The organism is Poseidonocella sp. HB161398, assembly GCF_005870025.1.
Taxonomy (GTDB): Bacteria; Pseudomonadota; Alphaproteobacteria; order Rhodobacterales; family Rhodobacteraceae; genus Mangrovicoccus.
In genome coordinates, this window is sequence record NZ_VATA01000020.1 from 36,121 (window position 1) to 51,071 (window position 14,951).

13 protein-coding genes are annotated in these 14,951 nt (G+C 71.2%); 6 read left to right on the top strand and 7 right to left on the bottom strand.

The window, feature by feature from the left end:
- The first annotated feature begins 1,967 nt into the window (after positions 1–1,967).
- Positions 1,968–2,591, top strand: a complete 624-nt coding sequence (locus FGX59_RS16770) for a hypothetical protein (protein WP_138468294.1) — start codon at positions 1,968–1,970, stop codon at positions 2,589–2,591.
- 7 nt (positions 2,592–2,598) lie between these two features.
- Here FGX59_RS16770 and FGX59_RS16775 read toward each other — a convergent pair whose 3' ends face one another.
- On the bottom strand, positions 2,599–2,802 hold the full coding sequence (locus FGX59_RS16775) for a SlyX family protein (RefSeq protein ID WP_138468295.1): 204 nt from the start codon (positions 2,800–2,802) through the stop codon (positions 2,599–2,601).
- 83 nt (positions 2,803–2,885) lie between these two features.
- On the opposite strand from FGX59_RS16775, the gene hisS reads away from it, so the two are divergent.
- The 3 genes from hisS to hisG are packed head-to-tail and all read left to right on the top strand — an operon-like array spanning position 2,886 to position 6,149.
- Positions 2,886–4,364: a histidine--tRNA ligase gene (gene hisS, locus FGX59_RS16780; RefSeq protein WP_138468296.1), complete on the top strand. Its 1,479-nt coding sequence runs from the start codon at positions 2,886–2,888 to the stop codon at positions 4,362–4,364.
- Positions 4,357–5,460, top strand: coding sequence for an ATP phosphoribosyltransferase regulatory subunit (locus FGX59_RS16785; protein WP_138468297.1), 1,104 nt, complete (start codon positions 4,357–4,359; stop codon positions 5,458–5,460). Before hisS ends, FGX59_RS16785 begins: the two co-directional genes overlap by 8 nt.
- On the top strand, positions 5,454–6,149 hold the full coding sequence (gene hisG, locus FGX59_RS16790; RefSeq protein WP_138468298.1) for an ATP phosphoribosyltransferase: 696 nt from the start codon (positions 5,454–5,456) through the stop codon (positions 6,147–6,149). The genes FGX59_RS16785 and hisG overlap by 7 nt, the downstream gene beginning before the upstream one ends.
- A gap of 7 nt (positions 6,150–6,156) precedes the next feature.
- Here hisG and FGX59_RS16795 read toward each other — a convergent pair whose 3' ends face one another.
- The 4 genes from FGX59_RS16795 to FGX59_RS16810 form a co-directional block, all read right to left on the bottom strand.
- The gene (locus tag FGX59_RS16795) at positions 6,157–7,014 is read right to left on the bottom strand and encodes an ABC transporter permease (protein WP_138468299.1); all 858 of its coding nucleotides are present in this window, start codon (positions 7,012–7,014) and stop codon (positions 6,157–6,159) included.
- Positions 7,011–7,733, bottom strand: a complete 723-nt coding sequence (locus tag FGX59_RS16800) for an ABC transporter ATP-binding protein (RefSeq protein ID WP_138468300.1) — start codon at positions 7,731–7,733, stop codon at positions 7,011–7,013. The genes FGX59_RS16795 and FGX59_RS16800 overlap by 4 nt, the downstream gene beginning before the upstream one ends.
- Before the next feature lie 76 nt (positions 7,734–7,809).
- Positions 7,810–8,778 (bottom strand): YVTN family beta-propeller repeat protein, encoded by a 969-nt coding sequence (locus FGX59_RS16805; RefSeq protein WP_138468301.1) that lies wholly within the window; start codon positions 8,776–8,778, stop codon positions 7,810–7,812.
- 42 nt (positions 8,779–8,820) lie between these two features.
- The gene (locus tag FGX59_RS16810) at positions 8,821–9,978 is read right to left on the bottom strand and encodes an ABC transporter substrate-binding protein (protein ID WP_138468302.1); all 1,158 of its coding nucleotides are present in this window, start codon (positions 9,976–9,978) and stop codon (positions 8,821–8,823) included.
- Positions 9,979–10,156: 178 nt separating this feature from the next.
- Here FGX59_RS16810 and pedF point away from each other — a divergent pair, with 178 nt between their 5' ends.
- A complete protein-coding gene (gene pedF, locus FGX59_RS16815) occupies positions 10,157–10,834 on the top strand; it encodes a cytochrome c-550 PedF (protein ID WP_138468303.1) in 678 nt (225 codons plus the stop codon).
- Between the two features lie 73 nt (positions 10,835–10,907).
- A complete protein-coding gene (locus FGX59_RS16820; RefSeq protein WP_138468304.1) occupies positions 10,908–11,756 on the top strand; it encodes an ABC transporter substrate-binding protein in 849 nt (282 codons plus the stop codon).
- An 86-nt stretch (positions 11,757–11,842) separates the two neighbouring features.
- Here FGX59_RS16820 and FGX59_RS16825 read toward each other — a convergent pair whose 3' ends face one another.
- The gene (locus FGX59_RS16825; protein ID WP_138468305.1) at positions 11,843–12,718 is read right to left on the bottom strand and encodes an FAD:protein FMN transferase; all 876 of its coding nucleotides are present in this window, start codon (positions 12,716–12,718) and stop codon (positions 11,843–11,845) included.
- Positions 12,715–14,799, bottom strand: coding sequence for a 4Fe-4S binding protein (locus FGX59_RS16830; protein WP_138468306.1), 2,085 nt, complete (start codon positions 14,797–14,799; stop codon positions 12,715–12,717). Before FGX59_RS16830 ends, FGX59_RS16825 begins: the two co-directional genes overlap by 4 nt.
- Between the last annotated feature and the right edge of the window lie 152 nt (positions 14,800–14,951).

Consider the following 14,951-nt stretch of genomic DNA (forward strand, 5'->3'; position numbering starts at 1 on the left):
AGCCGGTTCCCCCGGCGGCGGCGCGACCAGGCGGAAACGCGAGTCCGCCCGGCCATGTCAAAGTCGAATGAGCGATGTCGCACCATCGCTCCGAACGTCCATGGCGCATGCGGGTCTCTGGTCGGTGGCAGGGGCGAACCTGCTCGTTCGCGGCACTCGTCCGGAGCCCGGCATTCGCCGGGGGACGTGCCTGCGGCCCGGTTGCCGCGCAACGGGATCGCGGCTCGGCAATGCCGGGTTCAGTCCGGTCCCGCCGAGAACGGTTCCTGTTTGCCGAACGGCAGCGGCTCCGCGATGCGAAGCTCCGATTTGGCGGAAGGGTCGCCTGCAAGAGCGGCACCGGGGACCGGCTGACGAATATCAACCCGCCCTGGCTCCATGGCCGGGTCGAGGCCCGGGGCCGGGACCAGCGAACCTGCCCCGACATGGCACCCGCGCGGGTCTGGAGCGCCGCCCCGGCGCGATCCATCTCGGCTTCGACTGGGCCCGGTGCGGCAGTGGCCAAGCTGGTCGCCCCCCTTTTGCGAAAGGCAGACGAACGTTCGGGCTCTTCTCACGGCCGGTCCGAACTTCCGCGGCCCGGGACTGCGAAGGGCGGAGCTGGTGCGAGGCTGCTAGGGCTGAAGGCCCCGCTGCGCCCGTGTCCGCGGAGGGGCGGCGCGGGATGGCCGGCCGATCCAGCTGGCGAAGGCGCGCGCCCTCGCATCCCGACGCGCGGGCCCGGCCGCTTCCATGTCCGGCCTCTTGGCAGGCGCCCTCGGCGAGGCCAGTTCTTCCCGGCACCCGGCACCCGGCACCCGGCACCCGGCACCCGGCACCCGGCACCCGGCACCCGGCACCCGGCACCCGGCACCCGGCACCCGGCACCCAGGTTGCCGGATCGGGCCGAGCTGGTTCCTTTGACGCCGCAGGGCGTGCAGGCCCGCGATCATCGCGGAGATCGCGGCCAACGGCGTTTGGCTGCGCGGAAGATCGGCGTTCCGGAGCCGGGCGGGACCGACGGGCGTTCTGATTGCCAGCCGCAGGTGCAGCGGCGTCCAGGCCAGGATACAGGTGCCGACCCGGACGGTCCTGGCCTGCGCGCCGGTGATGCGCGTGACTCCCCGGCGCTGCGGGGATTGCTCCGGGCAGTGGGCGGGTCGCGGTCGGCAAGGTTTGCGACAGGGGCCGCAGACGGCTTCGAAGACGCTCAGGTCATCCTCTCGCGCAAGCACTGCATGGCGCGCGAGTCCATCCGGGCGTTGGGGCCGACCTGGCGCTGGCGATGCGTCTGGCGGTGTCTGCGGTGGACTTCGGGTGTCGGGTCAGCCGCGCCCGAAGTCTAGGACGTTGATGGGCCGTTGCGCGGTGATGGTGCTCGTCCATGGCGTGCGGGAGGCCGGCGGCCCGGCCAGATGTCCGGCATGGAGGCGACGCGGAGGCCGTGCGGGCTTCCGCATGGACGCGGGCCCCAGTGGGGACGGGGTCTCCGCGGCAGCTCCACCGTCGGGCAACTCAGCCAGAGAAAGGCGGCGATCGCGCAAGATGCGGTTGGTGCGAAGGGCTCCGGGTTGCAGACCCGGGTCATATCGCCAACATCGCCGTGTTGGCCCGTGTTGGCCCGTGTTGGCCCGTGTTGGCCCGTGGCGGCCTGCGGCGGTGGGGCTGTTCCGCTCCTGCATGCTGCGCTGCCCCGCGTCCCTCCCGGACGGGATTGCAGATCAAGGCAGGGCATCGCGTTCCGCCGCGACCGATATGCGCCCTTGGAAGCTTGCCGCGGCGCCTGCGCGTCATTGGCTGCCAGTACCTGCGGAGGGCCGTGACCGGGGGCACTGCCGGACCGGTGGCCGGGGATGCGGCGGGTTTGGCGCGAAAGCCCCTCAAGTTGCGCCTATTTCGCCAACCCGGGCCGGGTTGCGCAAACCGGGGGTTAAGCGGCGGATGCTAGTCAGGGATTGTGTGGGGGCTTCTCCGGAGGGAGGGGCCTGATGAAGAGACGTGACATTCTGCGCAGCGGGGCTGCCGCGGTGATGGCAGGGTTCGGGCCGGGGCTGGCGCGGGCCGGGGCTGCGCTTGGCTGCTACCAGGGCCGGGCGGGCGAGGTCAGCTGCGCGGTGGGCTTCCCCGACGCGCCCGAGATTGCGGCGCTGGAGAGCCGGGCCGACTGCTGGGCCGGCTGCCTCGCCTATGTGCTGGAGGGCTACGGGGCCCGGATCTCGGCCGCGTCCGTGCTCCGCCGGATGGAGCGGGCCGGGACGGGCGGGGATGCCCGGGCGATCATGGCGGCGGCGGGTTACTGGACCGACGATGCCGGGCGGCGCTTCTGGCTCTCGGTGCGGCGGCTCGGCGACATCCGCCGCAGCGGCGGCGCGGCGGGCGCGATCCAGCCGCTGGTCGACACGCTGCGCCGCCGTCCGCTGATCGTCGGCGTGACCGGGCATTCCATGGTGCTGACCGAGATGCGCTTCTCGGACGCGCCCTTCGCGCCGATGCGCCGCGGGGTGCTGACCCTGCGCGATCCCTGGACCGGCACCGCCAATCTGCGGAAGCTGGCGGCCGAAGAGGCGCCCGAGCGGCTCTTTGCCATCGATATCCGCATCCGCCGGGCGTGAGCGGCGCCTACCAGTGCGGCGGGCGCTGGTCCGCCAGCGGGATCGAATCCGAGGCATCCGCCTCTCGGGCGGCCTCGCGTTCGGCCAGCATGCCGACGAGCCGCGACAGCCGGTCGATCTCGAGCCCGCGCCGGGCGACCTCGTCGGACAGGTCCGTCACCATCCGCTCCAGATGGGCGATCTTCTCTTCCAGTGCCTGAGTATCGGTCATAGCTGTCTCCGTGTCCCGGGCGCGCCTTGCCCCTCACGCCCCCTTGGGCTAGAGCGGCGCGCGAGACAAGGGTGAGGTGCGTCATGGCTGCCAAGCAAAAGAAAGCTCCCCGGCCGAAGGCCGAGACCCCCAAGGGATTCCGCGACTATTTCGGTGCGGACGTGGCCGAGCGCAAGGCCATGCTCGACAAGATTGCCGAGGTTTACCATCTCTACGGCTTCGAGGCGCTGGAAAGCTCGGCGGTCGAGACGGTCGAGGCGCTCGGCAAGTTCCTTCCCGATGTGGACCGGCCGAACGAGGGCGTCTTCGCCTGGCAGGAAGAGGATTCCGGCTGGGTGGCGCTGCGCTACGACCTGACGGCGCCGCTGGCGCGGGTCTATGCCCAGCACCGCAACGACCTGCCGACCCCCTACCGCCGCTACGCGATGGGGCCGGTCTGGCGCAACGAGAAGCCGGGTCCGGGCCGCTTCCGCCAGTTCTACCAGTGCGATGCCGATACCGTGGGCGCGCCGACCGTCGCCGCGGATGCGGAGATCTGCGCAATGCTCTCGGACGTGCTGGAGGTCGTCGGCATTCCGCGCGGCGACTACCAGGTGCGGGTCAACAACCGCAAGGTGCTGAACGGCGTGCTGGAGACCATGGGCCTGGCCGATGACGCGCAGCGCGACGCAGTCCTGCGGACCATCGACAAGTTCGACAAGGTCGGCGAGGCGGGCGTGCGCGAGCTGCTGGGCAAGGGCCGCCTCGATGCCTCGGGCGCCTATATCGACGGCGTGGGCCTGTCGGACGGCCAGGCAGCACCGGTGCTGGCCTTCCTGACCTCGAAGGGCGCGGATGCCGCCAAGACGCTTTCCAATCTGCGCGACGCGATCGGCGCGTCGCAGATCGGCGCCGAGGGCGTGGGCGAGCTCGAGACCATGGCCGAGCTGCTTGATGCGCAGGGCTATGGCGCCGACCGGATCGAGATCGACCCTTCGGTGGTGCGCGGCCTCGGATATTACACCGGCCCGGTCTTCGAGGCCGAGCTGACCTTCGAGATCCTCGACGAGAAGGGCCGGCCGCGCCAGTTCGGCTCGGTCTCGGGCGGCGGGCGCTATGACGACCTGGTCAAGCGCTTCACCGGCCAGGAGGTCCCGGCGACCGGCGTCTCGATCGGCGTCGACCGGCTGCTGGCGGCGCTGCGCGCCAAGGGCCGGATGGGCGGCGAGACCACGGGGCCGGTGATTGTCACCGTGATGGACCGCGACCGGATGGGCGCCTACCAGGAGATGGTGGCCGAGCTGAGAAATGCGGGCATCCGCGCCGAGGTCTATCTGGGCAACCCGAAGAACTTCGGCAACCAGCTGAAATACGCGGACAAGCGCAACTCGCCCGTCGCCGTCATCCAGGGCTCGGACGAGGCCGATCGCGGCGTGGTGCAGATCAAGGACCTGATCCTCGGCGCGAAGATCGCGCAGGAGGCGTCGCTCGAAGAGTGGAAGTCCCAGCCCGCGCAGTTCGAGATCAGCCGGGCCGACCTGGTGGCGGAGGTCCGCAGGATCCTCGGGGGCGGCAATGCCTGACCGCGCGGCGATCCGCGACGAGGCGCACCGCATCCGCCGCGTCTTCGAGGCGGCCGGGGCCGAGCCCTTCGAGGGCGCGATCCTGCAGCCGGCGGACACGCTTCTGGACCTCTATGGCGAGGATATCCGCGGCCGCGCCTATGTGACCGCCGATCCGCTCCGGGGCGAGCAGATGCTGCGGCCGGACTTCACCGTGTCGGTCGTGCAGGCGCATATGGAAAGCGGCCGCGACACCGGCCGCTATGCCTATTCCGGGCTGATCTTCCGCCAGCAGGACGAGCATCCCGAACGGCCGAGCGAGTACTTCCAGACCGGACTGGAGATCTTCGGCGGCGATCCGGCCGAGGCCGATGCCGAGGTCTTCGCCGCGATTTCCGCCCAGCTCGACGGGCTGCCGGTCCGCGCCGTCACCGGCGATATCGGCGTGCTGATCGCCGCGGTGGAGGGGCTGGAAACCTCGGCGATCCGCAAGGCCGCGCTGCGCCGCCACCTCTGGCGGCCCGAGCGGTTCAAGGCGCTGCTGGCGCGCTATTCGGCCGGGACCGATCTCGACGCGCTGCGCGGCGGGCTGCTGGCGCGGGTCCGGGCGGGCGAGGACGTGCTGGCCGGTGCCGGTCCCGAGATCGGGCTGCGCTCGCAGGCCGAGGTCATGGCGCGGCTCGACCGGCTGGTCGCCGATGCCGCCGAACCGCCGATCCCGGCGGAACAGGTGGCGCTGCTCGACCGCATCCTGCGCCTGCGCGGGGCGGCCTGGGCGATGGCGGCGCCGCTGCGCGAGCTGGCCGGCGTGATCCCGTCCCTGGCCGAGGCGGCAGCCCGGATGGAAGCGCGGCTGGCGGCGCTGGAGGCGCGCGGCATCGATCTCGACACGCTGGAATTCGAGGGCAGCTTCGGCCGCACCACGCTGGAATACTATGACGGGTTCGTCTTCGGCTTCCTGGTCGACGGGCAGCGCCCGGACAACTGGCCGCCGGTGGCCTCGGGCGGGCGCTATGACGCGATGACCCGGGTGCTTGGCAATGGCCGCGGCGCGCCGGCCGTAGGCGGCGTGATCCGTCCCGAACAGGTCCTGAAGCTGAGGGAAGCCCAATGCTGAAGCTCGGAGTGCCCTCCAAGGGCCGGCTGATGGAGCAGACCTTCGACTGGTTCGCCGATCGCGGCATCTCGCTGGCGCGGACCGGGTCCGACCGCGAATACGCGGGCGCGGTGACCGGGGTCGACGGGGTGGAGCTGGTGCTGCTTTCCGCGGGCGAGATCCCGCGCGAGCTGGCCGCCGGGCGCATCCATCTGGGCGTCACCGGCTCGGATCTGGTGCGCGAGAAGCTGGCCGCCTGGCAGACCAAGGTCGAGAGCCTGGCGCTGATGGGCTTCGGCCATGCCGACCTGATCCTCGCCGTGCCGAAATTCTGGCTGGACGTGGAGACGCTGTCGGATCTCGACGCGGCGGCCGCGGCCTTCCGCGCCGCGCATGGCCACCGGCTGCGGATCGCGACCAAGTACCACCGGCTGGTGCGCGACTACCTGCGCCATCACGGCGTGGCCGACTACCAGCTGGTCGACAGCCAGGGCGCGACCGAGGGCACCGTGAAGAACGGCACCGCCGAGGCGATCGCCGACATCACCTCGACCGGCGAGACCCTGCGCGCAAACCACCTGAAGATCCTCGGCGAGGATCCGATCCATGCCAGCCAGGCCAACCTGTTCCGCTCGCTGACCGCCGCCTGGGGCGAGGCCGAGCTGGCGAGCCTGGCGCAGATCACCGGCAAGGTGGCGGCGGCGGCCTGAGCCGCCGTCAGCCCTTCCGCCGCACCATGCCGCGGGCCGGATCGTAGCCCCAGACGGCCAGCGCGCCGAAGACCGCGAAGGCCAGGCAGGTCCAGCCGAGGGCGGCCCAGTTCATCTGTCCGTAGAGCGCGAAGCGGATCAGCTCCACCCCGTGGCTGAACGGGTTCACCGCGCAGATGTCCCGCAGGAGCCGCGAGCTTTCGGCCATGCGCCAGAGCGGGTAGAGCGCGGTCGACAGGAAGAAGCAGGGGAAGATGACGAAATTCATCACCCCGGCGAAATTCTCCAGCTGCTTGACGGTGGAGCTCAGCGCCAGCCCCAGCGCGCCCAGCATCAGCCCGGTGACGACCAGCGCAGGCAGCACGAAGATGTAGCCGTACCAGGGCATCGTGATGCCGAAGGCCGCCGCCACGGCGAGGAAGGCATAGGCCTGGATCACCGAGATCGCCGTGCCCGCCACCAGCTTGGCGAAGAGCAGCCACCAGCGCGGCAGCGGCGCCGTCAGCAGGAGCCGCATCGAGCCCATCTCGCGGTCATAGACCAGGCTCAGCGAGGACTGCATGCCGTTGAAGAGCAGGATCATCCCGCAGAGCCCGGGGATGATGTAGGTCTCGTAGGTGATGTAGGTCTGGTAGGGCGGGATGATCGACAGGCCAAGCGCGGCGCGGAACCCGGCGGCGAAGACCAGGAGCCACACCAGCGGCCGGACCAGCGCCGAGAGCAGCCGCGCGCGCTGCTGCCAGAACCGGTAGGCCTCGCGCCGGACGATGGCGGAAAGCGCGATGCCCCAGGCGCGGGCGGTCAGCCCGGCAACCGGCGGGGCGCCGTCGGCGGAAGGCGCCGGGGTGGGGGCGGGACGGGTCATGCCGCGGCCTCCGGCGAGGTCAGCGACAGGAAGGTCTGGGCCAGCGGGCGCGGCCCGGCAATCTCGCCCGCGATCCCGTCGGCCAGGATCCGGCCCTGGTGCAGGATGACCAGCCGGTCCTCGGGCCGCACCTCGTCGGTCAGATGCGTCGCCCAGAGCACGGTCAGCCCCTGATCCGCCGCCAGATCGTGGACATGGCCGGTCAGCGCCGCGCGCGCCGCCGCATCGAGCCCCACCGTCGGCTCGTCGAGAAGCAGCACCGCCGGGTCGTGGAGCAGCGCGCGGGCCAGTTCCAGCCGCCGCCGGTGGCCGCCATTTAGGTCGCGCGCCTTCTGCTTCGCGCGGTCGGCAATGTCGAGCCGGTCCATCGCCGCCTCGCAGCGGCGCGTGGCCTCCGCCCCGGAAATCCCCTGCAGGGCCGCGAAATAGCGCAGGTTCTGCAGCACGGTCAGGTCCAGATCCAGCGTCTGGCTCTGGAACACCACGCCCATCCGCGCCAGCGCCTGGCGCGGCGCGCGGCCCATGTCATGGCCCGCGATCTCGATCCGCCCGCCGCGGGTGGTGTAGAGCCGCGTGAGCAGGTTGAAGAGCGTCGATTTCCCCGCGCCGTTCGGGCCCAGGAGCGCACAGAACTGGCCGCGCCCGACGGAGAAGCTGACATGGTCGAGCGCGGTCTTCGCCCCGAAAGCATAGGTCAGGTCGGTGACGGCGAGGCTCATGCGGCCCCGCCCCGGTGATGTCTCATGCGCTCCTCCCAAAGCTCCGGGGCCACTGTCGCCGGGCCGGGGCGGGAGTTCAAGAGGCGCCGGGCCGCATCGCCGCGCCCCAGGGGAAGCGGCCGACCTTGATGGACTTCAAGGGCTTGCGCGAGGCGACGTCGATCACCGTCACGTCGCCCGAGACGCCGTTCGTGGTGAAAAGCTGGCTGTGGTCGGGCGAGAAGGCCATGTGCCAGACCCGGCGGCCGGTCAGGATGTACTCCTCGACCTCGTAGGTCTCGGCATTGACCACGGCGACATGGTTGGCGGGCCCGAGCGCGACGAAGGCGGTCCTGCCGTCGGGGGTGAACTCGAATCCCACGGGCTGGATCCGGTCGGGATGGACGCCCTGGATCTCGAAGGTGATCTTCGCGCGCTCCTCCTTCGATTCGGTGCCGAAGACCGTGACCGTGCCGCCGATCTCGGAGCTGACCCAGAGCTCGGTGTCGTCCTTGACGAATTCGGCGTGGCGCGGGCGCGAATCGACCAGCGTGTTGGCGATGATCCCGTGGGTCGCGGTGTCGATCCAATGCGCCATGTTGGTGGTTTCCGAGGTTGTGATGACGATGCTTCCGGCCTCGTTGACCGCCATGCCCTCGGGCTCGATGCCGACATTGATCTGGGCGACCACGGTGCGGCTGTCGACATCGACCACGGTCGTCACCGCGTCGTCCTCGTTGGCGATCCACAGGTGGCGATCGTCGGGATGCAGGATGAACTGCTCGGGGTCTTCGCCCGAGGGCAGGTCGTGGAGGATCTCGCCGGTCTGCGGATCCATCACCTGCACCGTGTCGCTGTCGGAGGCGCAGATATAGACGCGGCTGTAATCGTGGCTGAAGGTGATGCCGCGAGGCCGCTCGCCGGTGGGGATCGTGCGGGTCACTTCCAGGCTGTCGATGTCGATCACGCTGATCGTGTTGTCCTTTTCATTCGTCACCCAGATCTCGCCGCCGGCGAAGGCGGGCAGGCCGAGAATCAGGCAGAGCGCGGTCAGGCAGCGGGTCATGGCGGCGGTCCTTTCAGGGGGGGCGGTCTTGCCTGCCCGGTATCAGTCGAAGGCAGTGCAGGCGCTGTCGGGGCGGTCGAGCCCCAGCGTGTCGAGCTCGTTGCCCTGGTGCAGGAACCCCTCCATCGGCGCGGTGGCGACCACGGCGGTGTCGGTCACCAGCGGGATCGGCTGGCGCAGCTGGCCGTTCCAGGGGCGGAAGGACAGCGGGCTGCCCTTGAAACCCGCCAGCTCGAATTCCCCGCCCAGCAGGTAGGCGCGCAGGGTGGCGGGATCGGCCGATCCGGTGCGGGTGACCGCCTCGCCGAGCGCGCGGAAGGCGGCCCAGGCGGCATAGTCGCGGTCCTGCATCGGCCGGCCGGCCATATCTTCGAAGCGGGACTGCAGCTGGGCGGCGCCCCATTGCTCGACCACGCGCGACCAGGCGACGGGCATCATCCCCGCCGATCCGGCCACGGGGCGCGGCAGCCAGGTGTTGTAGGCGATGTAGCGGGCGAAATCACGGGCTTCGTCGGCGACGAGCAGCACGTCATGGTCGCGCAGCTCCTGGGTGAAGAGCGGCACTTCCTGGGCGGCGTTGCGGCGCATGTCGGCGGCCTCGTCCCAGACCGCCTCGCCGCGCGGGCGCAGGCGGAACTTGGCGGCGGAGGCCTTCAGCGCCGCGGCCCAGGCCTGGTCGCCGGGACGCGGCCCGGTGATCAGCGCCAGATCGGTCCAGCGCTTCGAGGCGAGCCCCTGCATCAGCGCATCGGCGAGCATCGCGCGCGAGGGCAGGGTGTGGAACAGGTTGGCGCGGCAGTCCTGCGAGCGCAGCGCGGTCTCGGGCGCGGCGGCGTTGAAGAGGAGCGCGCCCTGCGCTTCGGGCAGGTCGGCGATGGCCAGGAGGTCGGCGGCGGGGGCGTCGACGATCAGGAAGGGCGAGGCGGCCAGCGCGTCGCGCGCCACGGCGAGGATGTCGCCCTCCGCGGGCACGTCGGCGGCGGAAAGCGCGTAGCCATGGCCGAGGAACTGGCCGGTGGTGCGGTTGTCGCGCAGCCCCAGCTCTGCCCCGGCGCGGCCCAGATCCCCGGGAACGGGGTCGAGATTGGACAGGGTCGGGGGCGGCGGCACCACGCGGTGCAGCCAGGTCACGCCCAGTTCCAGCGCGGGCGCGCTGCCCGCCCAGAGGCCGAGCAGGATCGATGCGAAAGCCAGCCTCATGGTCTCCTCCCTCAAGGCTCCCCGAGAGTAGGGAGGCCCTGCGCGGGCCGATACTAGACCATGGTCGGAGCGCCCCCGGGGGGGCTTATCGCCAAAGGTCGAATGGTGGCGGCGCGCCCCGGCCGGTAGCGTTCCGGGCAGCGAACAAGACAAGACCGCTTGTGGAGGAGACCCCCGGATGCTGTTCCGACTGACCGCGCTTGGCGCGACCATTCTTGCTGCCACGACCTCGCTGGCCCTGGCCCACGGCGATGTCGCGCCGCAGCCGGTGAATACCGATGCGCTGCCCGATCTCGCGGATCCGGAGGAGTGGATGACCGAGAACCCCTATCGCGGCATGGGCGACGAGGTCTACCAGAAGGCGATCGAGATCGGCTCCTCGGGCTATACCCAGAACTGCGCGCGCTGCCACGGGCTGGAGGTCATCTCCGGCGGGCTGGCGCCCGACCTGCGCTTCCTCGAGGCCGAGGAGTATGGCGACGAGTGGTTCGTCGAGCGGTTCCGCCACGGCTACACCCAGAACGGCACCACCAAGATGCCGGCCTTCGGCGAGCTCTTGGGCCAGAAGGCGGCCTGGGCGATCCGCACCTATATCGAGACCCGGCCCGACGACGCGATGGTCACCGAACTGACGCCGGAGCTGATGGCGCTGAAGGGCCAGCTCGAGGGCGAGGCCCCGGACATCCCGGCGATTTCCGCGCAGCTCGGCGACATCGCCGGGCAGATCGAGACGCTCTCGGGCGCGCCGGTGGCCGACAGCGTGGCACGCAAGGCGCAGATGTCGCTGGCCAGCCATCCGGAGAACACCCACAGGGCGGTGGAGATCCTGACGGTCGGCCTGTCGGCGGCGCATTAGGCCCGCCATGGGGAGGAGACATATAGGGCGCCGCGCCTGGCTGGGCGCGGTCCTCTCCGGGGCGGCGGTTGCGATGGCGACCGCCGCCTGGAGCCGTTGCGGGGACTATGTCCCCCAGCCGAAGCCGCAGAATGCCAGCCGCGACATCGTCGGCCGGGATCTGGATGCGATCCTGGAACAGGGCTTCATCGAATTCGCCGCCTTCGAGGATTTCGCCCCCTGGTCCTTCGAGGAGAAGGGCGAGATCCGCGGCGTGGATATCGAGATCGGCCGGATCATCGCCGCCGATCTGGGCGTCGAGCCGCGCTTCCGCCTGGTGGCCGCGGGGGAGAACCTGGAGGCGGATCTGCGGAACTGGCTGTGGAAAGGGCCGGTGACGGGCGGCAAGGTCGCCAATGTGATGCTGCATGTGCCGGTCAACCGCGACTTCACTTGCCGGGTGGAGCAGGTGGTCTTCACCGGCCAGGCCTACCGCCAGCAGATCGCCATCGCCTATTCGCAGGCGGCCTATCCCGACGAGCTGCCGGGCACGGCCTATTTCCGCTACGATCCGGTGGGAGTGGAGAATGACACGATCTCGGATTTCTACCTGTCCTCGCTGGCGGGCGGGCAGCTCCTGAACCAGATCCACCGCTATCCCTCGACGCTCGATGCGGTGGCGGCGATCGGCACGGGAGAGGTGAAGGCGGCGATGGGGCCGATGGGCGAGCTGGAATATGCCGCGCCCGCGGGCGTCGCGGTGCATGTGCCGCCGCTGCCGGGCTTCGGCGCCGGGCGCTGGACCGTGGGGGTCGGCGTGCATTTCGCCTACCGGCCGCTGGCCTATGCGGTCGATGACGCGATTGCAGCGGCGCTGGAGGACGGGCGGATCGCGGCGGTCTTCGCCGAGTACGGCCTGACCTGGACCGCGCCGGAAAGGTGATCCAGCGGACGCGGGCGCGCTGCGCCCGCGGCACGATCCTGGCGCCTCCCTCCGGGAGCCGCGTCCGCGCGCGGCAGCGGCCGGTCTCAGCCCGGCGGCGCGATCGTGGAGAGGCTGCCCTCGGCATCGACCAGCACCACCCGCGCGACCTCGGGCAGATCGGGCAGGAGCGCCGCGATCTCGGCGCGCGCCATCAGGCAGAAGGCGGTGGAGAGCCCGTCGGCGAGCGTGGCACTCGCGGCCTCGACGCTGACGGTCGACCAGGCCGGGCGGCGGCCCGGATCGCGCGGATCGCGGATATGGCCCGTCCCGTCGGCGAGCTGCATCGCGTCGGGCGAGGACGTGGCGAGCGCGCCGTCGCCCAGGCTGCGCTGTCCCAGGAGCCCGGCGGCGGGGTCGGCGATGCCGATCCGCCAGGGGCCGCCGCGGCTGCGGAACTCTCCCAGATCGACCAGCGTGTCGGTGAAGCCATGGGCCGCGAGAAGCGCGCTGATCCGGTCGGCGGCATGGCCCTGGGCGATGCCGTTCAGGGTCAGCGCCTGGCCCGGGCCGAGGCGGATGCTTCCGGGTCCGAGGGCGACCTGCTCCCAGCCCGGGATCCCGGGCGGCGAGGTCCAGAGCGACTGCACCGTCGGGTCGAAGCGGCCCCCGGTCAGGCGGTGGAGCCGGCCGCAGGTCGCGAGCAGCGCCACCATGTCCGGATCCGGGGCGTCGAGCCGTCCCGCCGCATTCAGCCGCGAGAGGTCCGAGCCGGGATCGTAGAGGCTGAAGCGGCGCTCGAGCGCGCGGATCTCTTTGAGCGCGGCCTTTAATGCGGGGCCGGTGCGTTCCGGGCCGCCGCGCAGGGTGAGGGCGATCTCGGCGCCGAAGGCCCGGCCCTGCCAGGCGGCGGCCCGCGCTCCTGCCGGAAGGACGGCCGCGGCGGCGGCGATCGAGAGGAAGCGGCGGCGGGTCAGGGTCATTCGGCGGCGGTCCTCGTCGCCTGGCGCTTCGCGGCCAGCACCAGCGGCACGCATTGCCGCGGGTCGTCATGGATGGTGACGCAGTCGAGGCACTGGAAGCACTCGTCATAGGCGATGCGGCCGGTCTTCTCGATGGCCCCGTAGCGGCAGCGCACCCGGCAGAGCTGGCAGGGCGATCCGCAGTCGGCGCGGCGGGGGATCCAGCGGCGGATCCGCAAAAGCCCGCCGAGGGCCATCAGCGCGCCGAGCGGGCAGGCATAGCGGCAGAAGCCCTTGAAAGTGACCATGCCGAGCGCCAGCCAGAAGAGAGCATAGGCGGCATAGGGCCAGTCGCGCAGGAAATAGGTGGTGATCGCGGTCTTGAAGGGCTCGATTTCGGCGGCCTTGTCGATCTGGCCGGGCGCCAGCACCGCCGTTGCTGCGAGCGCTGCGAGAAGGACGTATTTCACGCCCTTCAGGCGGCGGTCCCAGCGGGCGGAGGGCTCGAGCTGCGGCAGGCGCAGCAGGCGGCCGAGCCGGTCGGCGAATTCCTGCAGCGCGCCGAAGGGGCAGAGCCATCCGCAGAAGAGCCCGCGCCCCCAGAGCACGAGCCCGAGCAGCGCCGCCGCCCAGAGGAGGAGCGAGAACGGGTCATAGGCGAGGAAGGCGAGGCTGCCCTGGCGCAGCGTGGCCGAGAGCACCGCCAGCGGCGTGACGATGGAGAGCTGGCCCTGGCCCCACCAGCCGGCAAAGCCGAGCACCGCCGCCAGGATGCCGAGCCGGATCGCGCCGAAGCGGGGATGGGCGGCCAGGCGGCTCTGCCCGGCGCCGAGAAGCGGCAGGAGGACCGCGAGGCCGAGGCCGAGCGCGATCAGGTCGCCCTGCCGGTTTGCCGCCGCGACGCGCCAGGGCGGCAGCTCGCGCGCCTGTGCGGGGCGGGTGAAGAAGCGGGCGGGGGTGCGGTGCTCGAGCGGCAGCTCGACCGTGCCGGTCTCTGGGCGGAAGACGCCATGGGCGCGCTCGGCCTCGACGGTCAGGGTCCAGGGGCGGGCCGGGTCGAAGCCGAGCCGCCGGTCGGTGCGCAGGATCATCGCGGTGGCGTCCGACAGTGCGGCGGGCAGGTCGTCCGAGAGGGTCACGGAGAGATCGGCGTCGCGCAGCGCAACCGGCAGCCCGTCCTGCTCGGCCGTCAGCCGGTCGGGCGCGGTGTTGCGGACGAAATCCGCGCTGACGAGCCCGTGCCGCCCGGCATCGATCACCAGGATCGGCTCGTCCTCGGGCGAGATCGCGCGGAAGGCCTCGAGCTCCGCCGCCGTGTCCTCGCCCAGCACGGCGCGGGCGATGGCGGGCGGGCCGAGATCGACCAGGTAGAGGTCGAGATAGGCCCCCTCTGGATCGGCGGCGGCCTCGGGATCGTCCTCCGCCCAGAGGGTTCCGGCGAAGCGGGCCTCGATCCCGGCATTCGTCACCTCGAGCCGTCCGACGATGCCCTCGGCGATCATCTCCTCCCAGTCGAGCGCCTCGTCATGCGCCATGTCGGGATGCGCGGGCGGGGCGGCGGCGATGCCCTTCATCTTGTCCTGTGCCACGGCGCGGGTGGCGGCCAGCAAGCTCTCATGGGCGATGCGCACGCTGGCCGTGGCCTTGGTCACCCCGTCGAGATAGGTGAGCGGCCCCGAGCCTTCGCCATAGGGCGTGCCGACCACCATCGGAGTGCTGATCGAGAGGCCGCGATACTGCTCGAAGAAGGCGTGGAACGGGGCCTCGCCGAGGCCCGAGACGAAGATCGGCTCGTTATGGCGGATGAGCTGGACATCGAGAAACCGGCCCTCGAGGTCGATCACGGCGAGAAGGTCGATCGGCGCGCCGGAGAAGCCGGGGAGCGACGCCAGCGGCTCGGTCTCGAAGACATAGCCGGCAAGCGCGCCTCCGGAATTCAGCAGCTCGTGGACGCCCTTTCCGCCGACCGGGTGTCCCAGCGAATAGGGCGGCATGATCCGGGCGGCGAGCTGGTCCGGGGAGAGCGGCTCGAAAGCGCGGGCGGGGCCTGGATGCAGGCAGGCCAGCCAGGTGAGGAATGCTATGGTCGCTGCCCGGATCATGGCGGCAGGCTGCACGCGGCGCGGCGCCGGGGCCATTCGACCAAGGTCGGGGCCGGGACGGGAGAGATCACGATTTCGTCGGTCACCTTGTCTTCGGTTGCGGGGCCGGTCCGCGTCTGGGTGGCCGGCTGCGCCACCGGCGAAGAGGCCTA

Excerpts from the sequence above, each read along its gene's own strand:
- FGX59_RS16770 (WP_138468294.1), top strand. The coding sequence starts at position 1,968 with ATGAAGAGACGTGACATTCTGCGCAGCGGGGCTGCCGCGGTGATGGCA.
- FGX59_RS16775 (WP_138468295.1), bottom strand. The coding sequence starts at position 2,802 with ATGACCGATACTCAGGCACTGGAAGAGAAGATCGCCCATCTGGAGCGG.
- hisS (WP_138468296.1), top strand. The coding sequence starts at position 2,886 with ATGGCTGCCAAGCAAAAGAAAGCTCCCCGGCCGAAGGCCGAGACCCCC.
- FGX59_RS16785 (WP_138468297.1), top strand. The coding sequence starts at position 4,357 with ATGCCTGACCGCGCGGCGATCCGCGACGAGGCGCACCGCATCCGCCGC.
- hisG (WP_138468298.1), top strand. The coding sequence starts at position 5,454 with ATGCTGAAGCTCGGAGTGCCCTCCAAGGGCCGGCTGATGGAGCAGACC.
- FGX59_RS16795 (WP_138468299.1), bottom strand. The coding sequence starts at position 7,014 with ATGACCCGTCCCGCCCCCACCCCGGCGCCTTCCGCCGACGGCGCCCCG.
- FGX59_RS16800 (WP_138468300.1), bottom strand. The coding sequence starts at position 7,733 with ATGAGCCTCGCCGTCACCGACCTGACCTATGCTTTCGGGGCGAAGACC.
- FGX59_RS16805 (WP_138468301.1), bottom strand. The coding sequence starts at position 8,778 with ATGACCCGCTGCCTGACCGCGCTCTGCCTGATTCTCGGCCTGCCCGCC.
- FGX59_RS16810 (WP_138468302.1), bottom strand. The coding sequence starts at position 9,978 with ATGAGGCTGGCTTTCGCATCGATCCTGCTCGGCCTCTGGGCGGGCAGC.
- pedF (WP_138468303.1), top strand. The coding sequence starts at position 10,157 with ATGCTGTTCCGACTGACCGCGCTTGGCGCGACCATTCTTGCTGCCACG.
- FGX59_RS16820 (WP_138468304.1), top strand. The coding sequence starts at position 10,908 with ATGGCGACCGCCGCCTGGAGCCGTTGCGGGGACTATGTCCCCCAGCCG.
- FGX59_RS16825 (WP_138468305.1), bottom strand. The coding sequence starts at position 12,718 with ATGACCCTGACCCGCCGCCGCTTCCTCTCGATCGCCGCCGCCGCGGCC.
- FGX59_RS16830 (WP_138468306.1), bottom strand. The coding sequence starts at position 14,799 with ATGATCCGGGCAGCGACCATAGCATTCCTCACCTGGCTGGCCTGCCTG.